Below are 18,219 nucleotides of genomic sequence, written 5' to 3' on the forward strand. Positions count from 1 at the left end.
TAAACAAAATGGTACACCGCATATTTGTCTATAAGTGTATCATTTTGTCTATTTATTCGCTACCTAGGGACTAGCTCCTTTTTTCCACCATAGCCGAGGGTTGGTGGGCACGAATCACGGTTCGAGTGACGTAATGAACCGGATAGTCTAGCTTTCGGAGTTGGTCCGTATCGGCTTGTAGGCCTTATAAGACTTATTTCCTTTGATCGGCTTTTTGCCACCGATAAAACCGTGTTGCCACCCTGAACCCACTTACTATAACGTTTTGGCGGGTCTCACCACGGAGTCCCGGTTCTGAGTATCGACATAATGCCATTGACAACTTGTCGATGGTCGTGACGCAGGCTTACCGATTTTGGGTTGGAGCGGTGGTAGTAGCGGTTTTAACTAATCCCACTGTTCCCTACTTAAGTCTCCAAGGGTTCCTCAAGACTCCCTGCCGGAACTCGCCTATTTTCGAGGATACAACGAGGCAAGAAAACACGCCCTAGGCTTTTAAACTCATTATTGAGGATATCCACTGTATCACTTAAGTCAAGCACTGTCATAGTTTTAACACATATGTTGTTAGCCATCCCCCTAGAGAAATATTTTTGGGTAAAATTGTGTAAATAATTGTAAACTTCTGGGCGATCGAACCAGTAGTAGGAGAAGATAGACGCAGCAATAAGGTGGCATCTATAAATTTTAGCTAAAAAATTTCTCTTTCCAATGAAATCAAGAGACGGGACATATTCTGGATAATCTCTCCTTAACCATAATATCACTTGAGTTAGGCCCGACGATTAAAAGGTTGATTAATTTCAGGGGAGAGGGTGGTATAAAAAAATACCTCAGCATTAGGGACTCGATCTACTTACGGTAAAGTTGTTGTCTAATAGCGTCGGAAGAATATGATCAGAAAAAAAATTAGCAAAGTGTTGGTGGGATTAAGAACCCGTCATTTTTTGATAATCGATGCAATTTGTTTTGCGATCGCACCGTTACTGGCTTTGGAAATTCGTTTAGATGGCATATTGGATCTGACTCCCTACCTACAGAGCCTAGCGGTAGTTACAGTATTATTTGTAGCACTCAAGCTTACAGTATTTTATGGCGGCGGCTTCTACAAGCGTTACTGGCGGTATGCGGGCCTGGAAGAAATGGCACAAATAACGATGCTGATAGGTATATCCCTAGCAGGGGAAATTATCTTGTTCCAAGAACTCTACCAGCTAAATAATTCGCCGATCGCCAATCTGCCACGATCGCTGCCGCTACTAGACGCTATGATCAGCTTTTTGTTAGTGGCGGCGATTCGTTTCAGCATTCCAGCTCTGGAAAGATGGAACCAAAAATCGTGGAAAGTTCAGCAACGCGAGCGCGTCCTGATAGTCGGTGCGGGCAGTGCAGGCACATCTCTGATGCAAACGATGCAGAGGAGCCCAGAGGTAGGACTCGATCCAATCGCTTTCATAGACGACGACCGCAAAAAAATCTCCAAGCAGATTGGCAGACTGACTGTAGTCGGCAATCGCTGTAACATTCCGGAGGTAGTTCGATCGCTAAATATCGACAAAGTTATGATTGCCATCCCCTCAGCTCCGGGAAAAGAGATTAGGGAGATCGTAGAAATTTGTCAGTCAATTGGAATTCCAACCAGCACCCTCCCCGGCCTCAATGAAATCATCAACGGTCGTGTCAGTTTAGGTAGCCTCAGAGATGTACAGATTGAGGACTTGCTCCGCCGCGAACCCATCCAAACCGATGTTGAGAAAGTCTTGGGATTGATTGGAGGTAAGAAAGTTCTAATTACCGGTGCGGGTGGCTCCATCGGCAGCGAACTTTGTCGGCAAATATTAAAGTGCGCTCCTGCGGAAATCATCATCGTCGGACACGGAGAAAATTCTGTATTCAACATTCAACAAGAATTAGGAAAAGTCCTGTCAGAACTCAAAAAAACCAGCAAAACCCCAACAGATATTACTCGCGTGACAGCCTTTATGGCCGATATTCGCTTTCGCGAGCGATTAGAGTACGTTTTTCTAAAAGTGAGACCCGACATCATTTTTCATGCGGCCGCTCACAAACACGTACCCATGATGGAATTAAACCCGCCGGAAGCGATTACTAACAATGTGCGGGGGACGAAAAATCTGCTGGATCTAGCATTGAAATACAATGTGCAACAATTTGTGATGATTTCCACCGACAAAGCGGTGAATCCAACGAGCATTATGGGAGCTAGCAAAAGAGTTGCCGAAATGCTGGTGCTGCAAGCAGCCAAAAAAAGCAAAAACCCCTTTGTAGTGGTTCGTTTCGGTAATGTTCTTGGCAGCCGCGGTAGCGTCGTACCTACTTTCAAGCGACAAATTGCTGAGGGCGGGCCGATCACAATTACCCATCCAGATATCACTCGCTATTTCATGACAATTCCCGAGGCAGTTCAACTGGTTTTGCAGGCAGCAGTCATCGGCAAGGGCGGGGAAGTATTCATGCTGGAGATGGGGGAACCAGTCAGAATTTTTGATTTAGCAAAAGATTTGATTCGGCTCTCAGGATATGAAGTGGGTAAAGACATAGAAATCGCGTTTACAGGGCTGCGGCCGGGAGAAAAATTGTTTGAAGAACTGTTTATTCCGGGCGAGAAATACAACCGCACTAAACACGAAAAAATTCTGAGTCTCGGCAATGCCAGCCGCCTAGTGAAAGAAAATATTGACCAGGAAATAGAAGCCCTTTGTCAAGCAGGCGATCGCAATGATACCACTTTAATAGTCTCAATGTTACAGCAGTTAGTGCCTGAGTACGTACCAGGGTATTCAACCGCCAATTTGGACGCCACTACAGCCCAAAAAACAACCCCTGTGGCAAAGATTAGCAGTGCAGCATCTATTCATTTAGAGAATGATTTGCGTGTGGCTCTGGCAAATGAGGAGTTTCGGATTCACTATCAGCCGATCGTCTGCCTGGAAACTAATAAGATTAGTAGTTTTGAAGCGCTGTTGCGCTGGCAGCACCCGAATCGAGGTTTGCTTTGGCCAGACGAATTCCTACCAGCGGCAGAAGAAACCGGCTTGATTGTTCCTATTGGCGAGTGGGTACTGCGGCAAGCTTGCAGCCAGATGCGGATTTGGCAGTCGCAATTTCGTCTTAACGCTCCTTTAACAGTCAGCGTGAATCTGACTAGCAAACAGTTTTTCCAAGCTGAATTAATCGAGACTATTGCCAAAATATTGAAAGAAACAAATCTCGATGCTCAGAGTTTGAGGTTAGAAATTCCTGAGTATGTTGTGACGGAAAATTCCGAGTGGGCTGGGTCTGTTTTTCTCAAACTTAAAACTTTAGGGGTGCAAGTACAAATCGACCACTGTGGTCTTAGTGATGTATCATTAACTCAGCTCTACCAATTGACGCGGCTGAAGTATGGGAAATTCGACAGTTTGAAGCTAGATTGCTCTCTCGTCACCGGCCTGGATGCTAGCAACCCCAACTTAGAAATTTTTCACAAAATTATTGCCATAACTCAAGAGTTAGGTATGGGGATGATTGCCACAGGAGTAGAAACGAGCTGGCAAATAGCTCAGCTAAAATCTATGAAGTGCGTCTACGGACAGGGATACTTTTTCTCGAAGCCTGTAGAAGGCTCTAAGGTAGAAAAATTGATTGGGGGTATGGCTGTTAAAAGTTAATGGGGTCTTTGTGAAGAAATTTGAAAGGGGAAATACACGATGGGGAATTCACCAATGAGCAAGCAGGTAATTAGTTACTAATGCAACAGTTGAAACCACTAACATTGCGCCGTAATTTTTCCTGGACTTTCACGGGCAACCTCATTTATGCCGCTTCCCAGTGGGGGATGTTGGTGGTGCTTGCTAAATTGGGCAGTCCTGAAATGGTGGGTCAATTTACCTTGGGATTGGCAGTTACAGCGCCTGTACTCATGTTTACTAATCTGCAACTGCGAGCTATCCAAGCGACGGATGCCAAAGGGGAGTATGTTTTTAGCGATTATCTGGGTCTGAGGTTAATTGGAACAGGGTTAGCACTATTGATAATTGCGGGCATTACGCTCAAAGCTGGATACCCAGGGGAGAAATCCTTGATGATTTTGACTATCGCACTGGCGAAATCCTTCGAGTCGATCAGTGACGTGTTTTACGGATTGATTCAACAGCACGAACGGATGGATAGGATTGCCATATCCCTAATGATTAAAGGCCCGTTATCGCTGTTACTTTTAGGCATCGGAGTTTCCGTGAGTGGGAGTGTTTTAGGGGGAGCGATCGGATTAGCAGTTGCATGGGGTTTAGTCCTATTCGGATGGGAGCTTCGCAATGGTAGATTACTTTTAAGGAATTCTTCGCAGGGGAGAGAGGAAGAAAATTTATTAGTTGCTGATGCTGAACCTGCAAACAGCAAAAATCCCTTGTACCCGCGCTGGCACGGAAAAACTCTGGGCAAGTTAGTTTTGCTGGCTTTACCTCTGGGTTTTGTGATGATGTTGATTTCGCTGAATACTAACATTCCTCGATACTTTATCGAGCGGTATTTAGGCGAACGAGAACTAGGGATTTTCTCTGCAATATCTTACCTGATGGTAGCAGGAAACATGGTAGTGAGCGCACTAGCGCAGTCTGCTAGTCCGCGGCTGGCAAAATATTATGCAGCGGGAAATAGCACTGCTTTTCGCACACTTTTGTTTAAGCTGGTGGGGATAGGCTTGATGTTAGGTGGGGCGGGCGTTTTTTTAGCTATTGTTGCTGGCAGGGAAATCTTAACTTTACTATATAAACCCGAGTATGCCGAACGAGCTGATTTGTTCGCGTGGCTAATGGTGGTTGCGGGTATGGGGTATGTGTCATCCTTCTTGGGTTACGGGATGACGGCAGCTAGATACTTTCAGGTGCAAATGCCTTTGTTCGGTTTGGTAACGGGGATTTCTGCGATAGCTTGTCTTCGGTTAATTCCGACGATGGGAGTGCAAGGGGCCGTGATCGCTCTGATTATTGGGGCGATCGTTCAAGCAGTTTTTAGTGTGGGAGTTATCGTGTATGCACTGCAAAGACTCAACAAATATCCAGGAACAAAATCAAATATCGACTAAGCAGCGTCCCATTCGTATTCTTCATGTTGTCGGTGGCATGAACCGCGGTGGCATTGAAACTTGGCTGATGCACGTTTTGAGACATATTGATCGCGATCGCTTTGTGATTGACTTTTTGGTTAATACCACTAAACCCTGCCCTTACGATGACGAAGTTCGCACTCTTGGCAGCCAGATTATATCTTGCCCTCGCGCATCCCAACCGTTGCTTTACGGGTCTAATTTTAAACGAATTCTCCAGAAAAATGAATCGTATGATATTGTCCACAGCCACGTTCAGCACTTCAACGGTTACGTTCTCCGGTTAGCAAAGCACGCTGGTGTACCCATCCGCATAGCCCACAGCCATAACGATACCTCTGCCGTAGAAGCTAAGGCTAGCCCAACGCGAAAGTTGTATTTGAATTTAATGAAATGGTTGATTTCTCGCCATGCCACGATCGGTTTAGCGGCAAGTCGCCCATCTGCCCAATCTTTGTTCGGTTCCCATTGGGAAAATGACCCGCGCTGGCGAGTGCTTTACTGTGGTGTCGATTTGACTCCTTTTCGCCAATCTGTCGATCGACAAGCAATACGCAATCAATTAGGCATTCCTGTCGATGCTTTTGCCATCGGTCATGTTGGTAGATTTGAAGAACAAAAAAACCATGAATTTATCTTAGATATCGCTGCTTTGCTAGCTAAGAAAGATGCTGATATCCGTTTCTTATTGGTGGGCGATGGCCCATTGCGGGCGCAAATGCAGGAAAAAGTCGATCGGATGAATTTGAGCGATCGCGTTATGTTGGCAGGCGTGCGATCGGATGTTCCTCAATTGATGCTGGGTGCAATGGATCTGTTCCTCTTGCCCTCCCTTCACGAGGGACTACCTCTGGTTTTGATGGAAGCGCAAGCTGCTGGTTTACCCTGTATTTTGTCTAATGTAATTACTCAGGAAGTAGAGGTAGTTCGGCCATTAATGCAACGACTTTCCTTATCCAAGTCTGCATCCGCATGGTCTGAAGCGCTCCTAACTATTAAAAACGCCAAACCAAAAATTACGCAAACAGAAGCTTATCAATTGGTCGAGCAAAGTTCCTTCAATATTCATAATAGCCTTAAACAATTGGAGGCACTCTACCTGGAGCGATCTTTTAATGAAGTTTAAAACTAAGGCTAAATCCGTTAAACCTAATTCTATTCCTATATCGTCATCGCAGTTAAAAGGCACGAAATGGTTATTTTTTGCTTTTTGCTGTTATTTGTTATCCCAAAGTTTCACCGTTCCGATCTTACCAATCGGGCCTTGGGCACTTTGGCCTTGTTTTTCTGATTTGGCATTTTTCTTCATCGTCTTCACCTTTATCCGATGTCGTCAATATACTACGCCCCTATCTCTTCCTAATAAAAATATATTTTCTATTTTTATAATTATTTTGTTGGGAAGTATCCTATCCTATCTTTGCTACTTGGCTTCTGCCGAACCCAATGCCGTTGGTCCTCCTTTTGGAGCTTTCCAACTTTATCGCTTCGTGCAATACTTTAGCTCATTTTGGTTAATTGCTCGTATTCCATTAACACCAGAGCGACTTCAGAAAATGAGGCAAATTGTTGATGGTGTACTAATTTTTGTTTGCTTGGGAGTTTTCTTAACCTATGCGGGTGTAATACCTCTCTCCTTAATCACCGCCCATTTACCAAAAGTTGGAGCTTGGCAATACTATGGTAGTGTGGGTGAAATTGGAACTAAGGGTTTAGGTTTTGTCGGTTACAACCATGCTTATGTTGCTGCGCAAGTAATGATGCTTTTGATTTTAAGGTTGCACTTAGGCAGTAATCAAAAAAATGATATATCTAATACTACTTTTCTTATTCTTTCTGCGCTAACTGTATTTATCAGCGAGTCTCGTTCTGGATTCGCAGCTATATTGTTTTTGATGTCGCTCTATTTGGTAACCAAACCAATTTATGTTTTATTTATTGTTAATCTAGCATGGATTTTACCTGTACTGGCATCAGCTTTAGGGTTGAAAAGTATTGAGCTAAATTCCTACGAAGGCTCAATTATAGATCGCCAATTAACCGTGTTCCAAGCTAATAACACTGACAATTTAAGTGGAAGGGATAAAAGATGGGCTGCTCACCTGGCTGCATTAGATGACAATCAAGTTAGTTGGATTGTCGGAAATGGTTTTGGTTCGGCGATTGATCGAGGTGACAATGCCCATATGCTTTATCTACAAATTACTTCCGAAACTGGTTTGATAGGTTTGAGCATATTTGGCATATTATTTGGGATGATTCTATTCTATTTGTATAAAATAGAAATCAAAGAAAAACCCTTTTTATGGGGAACAGTTACTTTTTTACTTACCGCTCTTAGTCAAGAAACTTTTTATCCAGAACCCGCTCTAGGTCAGTTTCTGGGACTTTATATAAGTTCGGTAGCAATTGTCCTGAGAACTCCTTATTTACTAGAAGAATCTTTACCTAACTCAAAAGGCTTAAGCGAAAAAATATGAGCGAGCGAAACAAATGGTATAAAATCTATACATTGGTAGCATTATTTTTGGTAATGCTAGTAATAACTGTAGCAATTACAACAAATAAGAATTTACCCTGCTATTCTCAAGCCACCACTATAAATCAATCGTTAAATAAGAGCGTAAATATTGTTAACGGCATCACCCTAGTTAATGGTAAATCCTTTTTTCCGTTCGGGTTTTATCACGTTTCTTGGAAATCCAAACCAGAAGAATTAATCAAAGATATGCGGGATATTGCAGCGGCTGGATTCAACACAATTCATGCTTCCGCAACGGAAGTTAATAGTTACGAGCGATTTTTGAATGAAGCCGATCGCCTTGGGATTTATGTTTTGAGCGAACAAGGAATTGGGTTAGTTAAAATGGTCAATTCCTTCAAAGAAAAAGCGGCAGTTTTGGGTTGGAATATTGCGGATGATGTTGATAATGGTAAACTCGTTCCCCAAGAAGTGTTAAAATTACACCAACAAGTGAAATTAAACGATCCAAATCATATCACTTATATCAGCGGTTATTCAAATAAAATTAAAGAATTTGCCAGTTGTGCTGATGTAATTGCCATGCAGTCTTATCCTATTGGTAACGGAGATGATGAGATATCATTAACCTACGATCGGGTTTCCCTTGTCCGCGATGCAGTTGCTCCATACCAGAAGGCTGTTTATGCTAACGTACAAGCTTTTGCTTGGCAAAACAAAAAGCAAGGAGAATCTCGTGCAATTCGCATACCTACCTTTGACGAAGTGAGAAATATGACCTACCAAGCTTTATTAGCAGGTGCGAAAGGAATTATTTACTACACTTATCACGATAACGATTGGCATTTGCCATCATACCCAGATTTGTGGGCGGGAATGAAGACTCTAGTGCCGGAAATAAAAGCAATTAATTCCCAGTTGTTAGAGGGAGAATTAAATATAATTGATGTGAGGATAAGAAAGGTAATAGCTGGAATATGGACGTATCAAAATGAAGCGTTAGTAGTAGTAATTAACAGGTCTTACGATCGCAAAGAAGTATCGATCGCCATCCCGTCAAAAATTACCAAACTAAAACGTATGTTTGAAAATCATCCTGACAATCTAACATTAAACGGCACTCGACTATCTGGATTTCTCAAACCTTTAGATGTCGCAGTTTATCAAGCAACTAAGGAACTTTAGATTTTATTGCTCTTTCATTCCCCAGCCCCTAGCCCCTCTCTCCCGCTATGATGAATGTTGTCGTAACTTTAGAACATCGCTTCGATCGCACGCCAGATGGCAAGGTATGGACGCAAACAACCTTCCCCTATTCCTTTTGGACACGATACTTACAAGTATTCGATCGCGTGCGCGTCGTAGCTCGCGTGCGAGACGTACCGAATGTGCCTTCCGACTGGAAACAAGCAAATGGCGAAGCCGTTGACTTTGCCGCCATACCCTATTACATTGGCCCTTGGCAATATCTGCTCAAAGCATGGCAAGTGCGGCGCTGTGCCAGAAATGCAGTCAAACCAAACGATGCGGTAATTTTGCGCGTTGGTTCCACGATCGCATCCCCTATTCAATCCATGCTACACAAAATTGGGCGTCCTTATGCCGTAGAAGTAGTAGCAGACCCCTACGATGTCTTTGCACCTGGGTCAGTAAAACATCCCCTGCGCCCGTTTTTGCGCTGGTCATCTCCCCGGCGACTGCGACGGCATTGTAGAGAAGCAGCAGCAGCAGCTTATGTTACCAAACACGCTTTGCAGCAACGATACCCTTGTGCTAACTTTTCCGTAGGTGTATCGGATGTAGATATTCCAGAACGCACGCTAGTTTCTTCCCCTCGTCTACCGCGTCAGGGAGGGACATTTAATCTGATTTTTGTCGGTACGATGGCTCAACTTTATAAAGCGCCAGATGTGTTAATCGATGCAGTTGCGGCTTGCGTGCGAGAGGGATTAGATCTCAAATTAACTTTAATTGGAGATGGCAAACATCGATCGGAATTAGAGGCAAAAGCCAAATCCCTTGGCTTGGGAGAGCGAGTATCTTTCCTCGGTCAGTTATCCGGTGGTGATGCAGTAATGGCCCAACTGGAGCGAGCCGATTTGTTCGTTCTACCTTCCCATCAGGAAGGTTTACCTAGAGCAATGGTAGAAGCAATGGCGCGAGCATTGCCTTGCATTGGCTCCACAGTAGGAGGCATCCCGGAATTGTTACCCCCGGAAGATATGGTGTCCCCCGGCAATGTTACAGCATTGGCGACTAAAATTCGCCAAGTAATAACTGACCCCGATCGCATGGCGCAAATGTCAGCGCGTAACTTACAAATAGCCACAGAATATCGAGATGAAATTCTCCAAAAACAACGAATCGAATTTTATCGCCACGTCCGAGAAATTACAGAAACTTGGTTGAAGGAAAAAAAATGACGAAACTGTTAATAGTTACTACCATAGAAGGTACGCTGCGTGCTTTTCTGCTGCCTTTTGCTCAACATTTTCGCTCCCAAGGTTGGCAGGTAGATGCAATGGCGCTGCGTGTTTCCAAACACCCGGAATGCTTGTCGTCTTTCGATAAAGTTTGGGAAATCGAATGGTCGCGTAATCCTTTAGATCCCAGGAACTTCCTCGCTGCTCCGCAAGTAATTAAAAAAGCAATGGCTGAGGAAAAATACGATATCATTCACGTTCATACTCCTGTAGCTGGTTTTGTAAGTCGAGCTGCTCTAAACGACTTCAGAAAACAGGGCAAATGCAAGGTAATTTATACTGCTCATGGTTTTCACTTTCATCCGGGAGGAAGCCAATTTAAAAATGCAATATACCTGAACTTAGAAAAATTAGCTGGACCTTGGACTGATTATTTAGTAACGATCAATCGCGAGGATGAAGCAGCAGCAAAAAAACACCATTTTTTGCCATCAGATCGCATCCGTTATATGCCGGGAATAGGAGTAGATTTGGATTATTACAATCCCGATCTGGTTTCGGAAGCTGAAGTAGCGCGGGTGCGTCAAGATTTGGGCTTAACTAAAGAAACTCCTTTGTTTTTAACAGTAGCAGAATTGATTCCCCGCAAGCGTCATCGCGATGTTATCCAGGCATTTGGTGCATTGAATCGACCAGAAGTACATTTAGCTTTAGCAGGCCCTAGCACTACATCGGTCAAAGAAGAAATGCAACAATTAGCCTCAGATTTGGGTGTGAAAGAGCGGGTACATTTTTTAGGAATGCGCCGGGATATTCCTATCCTTATGCGAGCTTCTTTGGCAACAATTTTAGTTTCCGAACAAGAGGGATTAGCTAGATGCGTTTTGGAGTCTTTATCGATGGAAATTCCTGTGATAGGAACAAAAATTAGGGGGATTCAAGAGTTAGTTGAAGACGAATGCGGTCTGCTCGTAGAAGTAGGAGATATTCCGGGAATTACACGAGCAATGGCTTGGGTTTTAGATCATCCAGACGAACTAAAAAAAATGGGTCAAAATGGACGATTGAAAATGCAAAAATATCAAATTAAGCAGATAACTAAACTCCATGAAGACCTTTATGCAGAAGCACTGAGTCGATGAAAAAACACATTCGCATCAACATACCGGACTGGGGTGCCTCGGAACTGGCGAATGCCGCGTTAGCCTTAGTGGGGCGCAGCTACACAGAGGCGCTAGCGGGAGAATTGCAGGCATTTGCGCTATCGGGCTGGCAACCTTATTTGCTGGCATCGGCGCGTTACGGACTGGCGCTGGCAGTTAAGGCGTTGGGCGTGCGGCGCGTGGCTGTCCCCGGTTATATTTGTCCGGCGGCGCTAACGGGATTGCGGGCTGGCGGGGCAGAAATTGTCGCGGTTGATTGCGCTTCGTCGTCCTTGCTATTCGACGCCCAGAAATTGACCGAAACAGTACTTGCTGGGCGTGTGGATGCAATTCTGGCCGCCAACACTTACGGAATAGACCAAGACTACGCGCTGCTTACCAACTTGGGCTTGCCAGTAATTGAGGATGCGGCTTATCAAGCGGGCTATAATACCTGTGGCGTTCGTGGTGCGGCGGGTGTGTGGAGTTTCAACTTCAAAGCCCTAACGGCAGTTGGTGGTGGAGTTTTATGGCTTAAGTCGGGTACTGTGACACCAAATTTGCCAGACCAAAGACTGACGGCTAAAGAGCAATTACCGCTTTTCGCTAATTATGCTTTGCGGGCTATTGTGCGTGAGTATTTACCGAAAAAGTTAGGGGGGGCTGCGCCACCGTCGCTGGAGAAGGAGACGGGAGTACGGGCTGTGTTGCAGGAAATGCGTGCCGCGTCGATGTCGGAATTGCAAGCGGCGATCGCAGTGACGCAGTGGCGGCGGCGTACTAAACTCGCAGTGCGACAGCAGGAAAACACCCGCATTTTGTTGGACAAAGTGCTGGCAAGTTGTCAGACGTTTAAGCGATTGGCAGACACAGAGGGTCAGACGAAAATACATCTGTTTCCTTTGCTTGTTAATGCCACGCCGGAACAAGCGCAGGAGTCTGTCTATCGCGTGCGCTGTTCTCTGTACGATCGCGGCATCCAAACGGAAACCCCCTACCCCCTATTGCTGGGCGGGCCAGATGAACTACCCAACGCGCACGCGCTAGCAGCACGCTTGCTACTTGTGCCGTGCAACACCAGTTTGGATGAAACGTCTATAAAATACATTGCCACTGTTTTAGGGAGCATCACAATATAAAGCTACATCAAAAACCCTATGCCGAAGCTTTTTTGAGTAAATTATTAACTTAATTAAAGGACGATTATGCGCGTTTTATTGACCTATGGATGGTGTCGCACGGCTTATGTAGCCGCTGAAAGTCTTGCCCGTGCTGGCTGGGAAGTTTATGTGTGCGATTTTACACCTTTGAGCATGACCCGCGTTTCTAGGTTCGTTCGCGGTTTCGATTTTGTTCCCCATCCATTTAAAGAGCCGGAGCAATATGTAAATGAATTAGCAGCCATTGTCAAACGGCGACAAATTGATGTTTTGTTACCCGTACACGAGGATAGTTTGCCGATTCAAACTTATCGCGAGCGCTTACCGGAAAATTTGATAATTGCCTGTCCTTCTCGGAATGACTTACTCAGGGTAATGGATAAGTATGAAATTATTAAAATTGCCGAGGCAGCCCAAGTTGCCGTTCCCAAAACACTTACACCTTCCAGTATTTCCGAAGTTGATTCTCTGGCTAGAGAACTGGGATTTCCGCTCGTGATTAAAACCCGACGGGGTAACAGTGGAAAAGGTGTTTTTCGGAGCGATTCACCAGAGGAAACCGTTCAAAAATACCGGGAAATTGTGGAAGACTTTAGTTTGGCAAATAACCAAATGCCCATTCTGCAAGAATATATAGAAGGTAGTATTTATGGCAGTTGCTTTTTAGCCAAAAAAGGCGAGGTAAAAGCCTGCTTCACCGAACGCTATCTGCGTTGTAAGGAAGGAGGATTTGGCACCAGCGTTTTTCGGGAACGTTGTCATTTTCCACTACTAGAAGATTATGCCAAAAAAATGGCTAAAGAACTTAACTGGACTGGCATCGGTCATTTTGACTTTGTGGTTGATGCTCAACAATCTTCTGCCTATTTGATTGAAATGAATCCTCGTTTTTGGGGGGCGCTAAATCTAGCTGTCAAAAATGGCTATGATTTCCCTAGAGGGCTAGTAACAATGCTAACTACAGGCGAACCAGATGCTCAGTCTTTTCAACCCGTATCGCCACCAATTTCTAGCCTCTGGATCGTGGGTGAAACTATTGCTAGCGTTGGTGAACTCCGTAGTGGAAAACGGCTGGCTCCCCTGGCTTCCCTTAAACGCATTTTCTTGCCCGGTCGTCATTGTAGCTACGATGACTTTCGTTGGCTCGATCCCCTACCTTTATTTATGGAATTTGCCTATTATGGCAGTTCTTTTTTAGCTTCTGGTGGTAATATTAATCCTGTAGCTGTGGAAATGATGCAATAATTATGCTAAATAAAACTGATACCAATTCCAACCAAATCAAAAGCAATGTGAACTTATACTTGTTATTTGGCAAGCGTCTATTCGACTTTACAGCCGCTTTTTTGGGGTTGCTAATTTTAGCAATTCCAATCGGCACGATCGCCATTATTATTTTGGTAACAGACGGTCGCCCTATTCTTTTTACTCAACAGAGAGTGGGTCAAGAAGGTAAGCTGTTTCAGATTAAAAAATTCCGCACAATGTATGTTCGGCAAGAAGGAGATAGTACAATTACTGTGGCAGGCGATCGACGCATTACACCTATTGGTGCTTATTTGCGACGGTGGAAACTTGACGAATTGCCACAACTATGGAATGTGATGGTAGGAGAAATGAGCTTTGTTGGCCCTAGACCTGATGTTCCCGGCTATGCAGATAAGTTGGAAGGCGATGAACGTAAACTTTTACTACTAAGACCAGGTATTACTGGCCCTGCAACTTTGGCTTACCGTAACGAAGAGGGGATATTAGCTAATGTTAGCGATCCAATTCAATACAACAATGAAGTGATTTATCCAGAAAAAGTCCGTCTGAATTTAGAATACTTAAAAGAAGCTTCTTTTTTCAAAGATTTAGCGTATATTTACCAAACAATAGTTGATTAGTTGAAAGCTGTATAGAGAGAAAAATAAGTTAGATGCCAATTAGATATTTTAAGAATAAAGACCTTTCAGATGCGAAATTGGTATCTATCAAAGAAGCCGAATTTGCTAATAGTCTTCGTGAGTCTGGAACTCACATTTTAAGGCATTGCGATCGCTATTGGAAGGAAACTTATCCCGGCTTTTATGAACCAGTTCATTGGATGGCTCGCTTGAAGGCAGATCAAGCAACCTGTCCCTCACCATTATCTTGGGGATTTCGTGCATCTTTGGAAAAAGACTCTTTATCGGCTGCCAATGGAGCAATGCCTATTATCTTGTTGCAAGACTTGGAATCTTATAATTTGGAGAGTCTGCCCTCAACGCGCAGAAGCCATATCCGTAAATGTAAAAAACTGGTTAAATTAGTTCAATTAACTGGAGAGCCGGCGAAAGAATTACTAAAGCAACAGGGATATGAAATATTTGCATCTGCAATGAAGCGATTTAAAAATAAGCACTTTTTATCGCAAGAACAATACATCGAAAAAATGAATGATTATATCGACTCTGAACATTATTTTGTTATGGGAGGTATTTTCGGAGATGAATTAATTGGATATCTTACGGCAATCTCGATCGACGGAACTGCTTATATGGATGAAAGGTTGGTGAAAACGGAAGCATTAAAAACCGATATTGGTAGTACATTGACTTTTGAATTTGCACAAGTTTGCAGACGCTCTGGGAATATTCATGAAATTGTCAGCGGTCAACACTCCCCGGAAAAGCAGTCTCTAACTGATTTCAAAATATCAATGGGATTCCAAGTAACTTATGTTCCCGTAAAGGTGGAAATAAATCCAATGATCGATAAATTTATTCGCTGGCGATACCCAAACAAATATTATCGTTTGAAGGGACCAACATCCTAGTGAACTGGGAACAGGTTCCCTGTTCCCTAAAATTGATACGATCGATTTGTGCTATTGTACATTTGAGTAGTTAAGGAGAACCTAATGAATATATTAATAATTTCTCCCCGTGAAGGTATAACTCTATCGCTATTGAGATGCCGGGGATTACTTAAGGGAAGCTCTTGTGTAACAAGTATATGGAAATCTTCAAGAGCATCCCGATTTTCAAGGTTTTGTAAAAACTATACTTTCTACGCTCTCTCGGAATCATCATCACAATAATTATGTGGTCAGATTAAGGGCAAAATATTTAAATATTGAGCCTCAAGAACTCCTAAAGTCGAACTTTTTTCCAACCTATCGTTCTCCCAAATGAAGATCAAATGACAAAACAAATTCTCCTTTCAACACCTCACATGGGTTCCCTCGAACAAGAGTTCGTCAAAGAAGCCTTTGATACCAACTGGATCGCCCCCGTTGGCCCCCATGTAGATGCTTTCGAGCAAGAATTCTGCGAGGTAGTTGGCGCTAAACACGCAGCGGCTGTTAGTTCCGGAACCGCAGCTTTGCATTTAGCTTTACAATTAATTGGTGTCGGTTCGGGAGATGAGGTTTTTTGCTCGACTCTGACTTTTATTGCAACTGCTAGCCCAATTACTTATCTTGGCGCTAAACCTGTTTTTATTGATAGCGATCGCACTTCTTGGAATCTCAACCCCGATTTGTTCCGAGAAGCACTTGACAAACGAGCAAAAATTGGTAAATTACCCAAAGCTGTGGTTATCGTACACCTCTACGGTCAAAGTTGCGATATCGACCCAATTCTGGAAGCTTGCAATGCTTATGAAATTCCGCTAATAGAAGATGCGGCAGAATCTCTAGGGGCTAGCTATAAAAATCGCTCTCCGGGAAGCTTTGGTAAAATCGGCATTTTCTCATTCAACGGTAATAAAATTATCACCACTTCCGGCGGCGGAATGTTAGTTTCCGATGACCAAAAGCTGGTAGAAAAAGCTCGTTTTTTGGCAACACAAGCCCGTGACCCCGCTCCTCATTACCAACATTCAGAAATTGGCTACAATTACCGCCTCAGCAATGTTTTGGCGGGAATTGGTCGCGGTCAATTACGGGTGTTGGAGGAGCGAGTGGAAGCTAGACGGCGCAATTTTGACTTTTACAAACAAGCTTTAGGAAACTTGCCGGGAATTGAATTCATGCCGGAAGCTGCCTTTGGACGCGCTACTCGCTGGCTGACTTGTTTAACGATCGATCCTGCCGCTTTCGGTGCAGATAGAGAACAAGTTCGCCTAGGGCTTGCTCAAGAGAAAATAGAAGCGCGTCCGGTTTGGAAACCTTTACATTTACAGCCAGTATTTGCTGATTGCGAATGTATGGGCGGTGCCGTGGCCGAAGAGTTATTTGAGTACGGGCTTTGTTTGCCTTCTGGCTCTAATTTAACTGAGGAAGATTTAGATCGGGTGACAAGTGCGATCGCCCAAATTCACAAAGAACATCGATGATATAGCCTTTCTCAGTAACATGAGGTGCTCAGAGGGCATAGGGCATAGGGCATAGGGCATAGGGCATAGGGCATAGGACTCGCCCCCATACCTCACTGTCTTGAGAACCGCTATATAGCCGAAGGAAGTTCGGCTACGGATTCTGTAAGGGATGTAACGGAGGTCAGGAAAAAGAAAGATGCGATCGCTATTATATCCCCCACTTATTCAAGAAGTTGGGGAGTTGGGTATTTTGTCTCTTGATTAATTTTGTTGCAATTCTTGCAATGCGATCGCAATTCCCTGTTTCAATCTTGGTTCGAGACTCTCTTGCTTAACTAAGTTTTCTAATTTCTGCCTCGCCTCGGCAGCACCTAGCTGTTTGAGCGCTGCCATGCAGTGCAGCCTGACGCTGCTGTCTGTGTCGCCCAACATTGAAATCAGAGCATCTAGCCCTCTCATATCTCCTAATTTTCCTAAACCTAAAGCTAAAGATTTTTTGCTAACTCCCTCCTGCACTGCCGGATGACCAGTTTTCAGCAAATCAATCAGAATTTCAGCAGCAACAGCTTTTAATTCCAGCTTTTCTACTCGCCCTAAAACAGTGACTATCTCTTGATAAACAGTAGAATTTATGTTAGGAAATTGCGCCATTAATGTCTGATGTAAATAGGCTAAAGCGGTTGCAGTTTCCATCCAGCTTAGGGCGCGCACAGTTTCGATTTGCAATTCAACCGGAGTTGTGGGCGATCGCAGCAATTCAAATAAAGCAGTGGCTGCAGCATCGGTTTTCACTCGTCCGATCGCGATCGCCGCTTGCTGACAAACTTCTAATCGGATGTCCGAAAGCAAAGGTTTGAGCAAGTTAACTAAATCTAATTCTGCATCTAAATAGGCGCGCACTCCGAGAGCTCGCACGGCTTCTTTTCTGACTGCTGTCGCCGGATCTTTGAGCGCTGCTACCAGTACCGGCGGGATGCGGGAGTCGTGAAAGCTGCTCAGGGCCTCGATTGCGGCTGCCCGCACCGCAACTTGAGAGTCTCCGACTACGCTCAACAGCGGTGCGATGGTTTCGGTGCGCCGAATTTGGGCGAGTGCTGCTGTTGCAAACTGTCGCGAGTCTTTTTGCTGCAAGAGATTTGCTAGGGATTCTATGGCTGTTTGGCCTAAATTCCCTAGGGTTTCGGCGGCGATTTGGCTCAATTCTTCGTCGGAATTTTTGATCGATTCTACTAAAGCTTGAATCACTTCTGGGTGATCAAACTTTCCGAGAATGCGGGCGGCAAACCACCGGGGCTCGGTGTCTGCATCTTCGTCTTCGAGCACGGCAATTAAAGGTGCGATCGCGCCATTTCCCAGATTTGGCAATACTTTAGCAATTTCCCAACGGTCTTGAAAATCGCCCCATTTTAAGGCTTCTATTGCTAAACTGACAGCTTGCTCTAAAATGTGTTGTTCCTGCGGCTTGCTACCGTCTGCTGTCACTTGCTGCAAGCATTCGACTAACCCAGGCCAGTTTTGGCGATCGGCAGCGACTTGCGCTTGTTCTAAAAAATTAGACATGATTTTAGTTTTACTTCTTTAAGGAGCTAGGTAGAGGGCAGCTAGTGGAGAACGCAAGATA

The 18,219-nt window shown here is 44.3% G+C and carries 13 protein-coding genes; 12 read left to right on the forward strand and 1 reads right to left on the reverse strand.

All coding sequences use genetic code 11. The annotated features are described in order from the left end of the window. The first annotated feature begins 893 nt into the window (after nucleotides 1-893). The 12 genes from QUA16_RS12220 (at nucleotide 894) to QUA16_RS12275 (ending at nucleotide 16,616) form a co-directional block, all read left to right on the forward strand. Nucleotides 894-3,671, forward strand: a complete 2,778-nt coding sequence (locus QUA16_RS12220) for a polysaccharide biosynthesis protein (RefSeq protein WP_333101964.1) — start codon at nucleotides 894-896, stop codon at nucleotides 3,669-3,671. An 80-nt stretch (nucleotides 3,672-3,751) separates the two neighbouring features. Then, entirely contained in the window at nucleotides 3,752-5,086 is a 1,335-nt protein-coding gene (locus QUA16_RS12225; protein ID WP_333101963.1) for an oligosaccharide flippase family protein, read from the forward strand. Further along, nucleotides 5,034-6,233: a glycosyltransferase family 1 protein gene (locus QUA16_RS12230; RefSeq protein ID WP_333101962.1), complete on the forward strand. Its 1,200-nt coding sequence runs from the start codon at nucleotides 5,034-5,036 to the stop codon at nucleotides 6,231-6,233. The genes QUA16_RS12225 and QUA16_RS12230 overlap by 53 nt, the downstream gene beginning before the upstream one ends. Continuing rightward, a complete protein-coding gene (locus QUA16_RS12235; protein ID WP_333101961.1) occupies nucleotides 6,223-7,587 on the forward strand; it encodes an O-antigen ligase family protein in 1,365 nt (454 codons plus the stop codon). The genes QUA16_RS12230 and QUA16_RS12235 overlap by 11 nt, the downstream gene beginning before the upstream one ends. Continuing rightward, nucleotides 7,584-8,774, forward strand: a complete 1,191-nt coding sequence (locus QUA16_RS12240) for a hypothetical protein (protein ID WP_333101960.1) — start codon at nucleotides 7,584-7,586, stop codon at nucleotides 8,772-8,774. The genes QUA16_RS12235 and QUA16_RS12240 overlap by 4 nt, the downstream gene beginning before the upstream one ends. A 47-nt stretch (nucleotides 8,775-8,821) precedes the next feature. Then, nucleotides 8,822-10,012: a glycosyltransferase family 4 protein gene (locus tag QUA16_RS12245; protein ID WP_333101959.1), complete on the forward strand. Its 1,191-nt coding sequence runs from the start codon at nucleotides 8,822-8,824 to the stop codon at nucleotides 10,010-10,012. Then, nucleotides 10,009-11,154 (forward strand): glycosyltransferase family 4 protein, encoded by a 1,146-nt coding sequence (locus QUA16_RS12250; protein ID WP_333101958.1) that lies wholly within the window; start codon nucleotides 10,009-10,011, stop codon nucleotides 11,152-11,154. The genes QUA16_RS12245 and QUA16_RS12250 overlap by 4 nt, the downstream gene beginning before the upstream one ends. Beyond that, nucleotides 11,151-12,293, forward strand: a complete 1,143-nt coding sequence (locus QUA16_RS12255) for a DegT/DnrJ/EryC1/StrS family aminotransferase (protein ID WP_333101957.1) — start codon at nucleotides 11,151-11,153, stop codon at nucleotides 12,291-12,293. Before QUA16_RS12250 ends, QUA16_RS12255 begins: the two co-directional genes overlap by 4 nt. 66 nt (nucleotides 12,294-12,359) lie before the next feature. Beyond that, a complete protein-coding gene (locus QUA16_RS12260) occupies nucleotides 12,360-13,559 on the forward strand; it encodes an ATP-grasp domain-containing protein (RefSeq protein ID WP_333101956.1) in 1,200 nt (399 codons plus the stop codon). Nucleotides 13,560-13,561: 2 nt separating this feature from the next. Next, nucleotides 13,562-14,203 (forward strand): sugar transferase, encoded by a 642-nt coding sequence (locus QUA16_RS12265; protein ID WP_333101955.1) that lies wholly within the window; start codon nucleotides 13,562-13,564, stop codon nucleotides 14,201-14,203. A 32-nt stretch (nucleotides 14,204-14,235) separates the two neighbouring features. Then, nucleotides 14,236-15,114 carry a hypothetical protein gene (locus QUA16_RS12270; RefSeq protein WP_333101954.1) on the forward strand — a complete coding sequence of 293 codons (879 nt, stop codon included), beginning with the start codon at nucleotides 14,236-14,238 and terminating at the stop codon, nucleotides 15,112-15,114. Between the two features lie 365 nt (nucleotides 15,115-15,479). Continuing rightward, nucleotides 15,480-16,616 (forward strand): DegT/DnrJ/EryC1/StrS family aminotransferase, encoded by a 1,137-nt coding sequence (locus tag QUA16_RS12275; RefSeq protein WP_333101953.1) that lies wholly within the window; start codon nucleotides 15,480-15,482, stop codon nucleotides 16,614-16,616. Between the two features lie 243 nt (nucleotides 16,617-16,859). Here the strand turns inward: QUA16_RS12275 and QUA16_RS12280 are convergent, their stop codons facing one another. Further along, complete coding sequence (locus QUA16_RS12280) at nucleotides 16,860-18,158, reverse strand: HEAT repeat domain-containing protein (protein WP_333101952.1); 1,299 nt, start codon at nucleotides 18,156-18,158, stop codon at nucleotides 16,860-16,862. Nucleotides 18,159-18,219 lie beyond the last annotated feature (61 nt).

The sequence above is a fragment of the Microcoleus sp. S13_C3 genome (assembly GCF_036700905.1).
Classification (GTDB): Bacteria; Cyanobacteriota; Cyanobacteriia; order Cyanobacteriales; family Microcoleaceae; genus Microcoleus.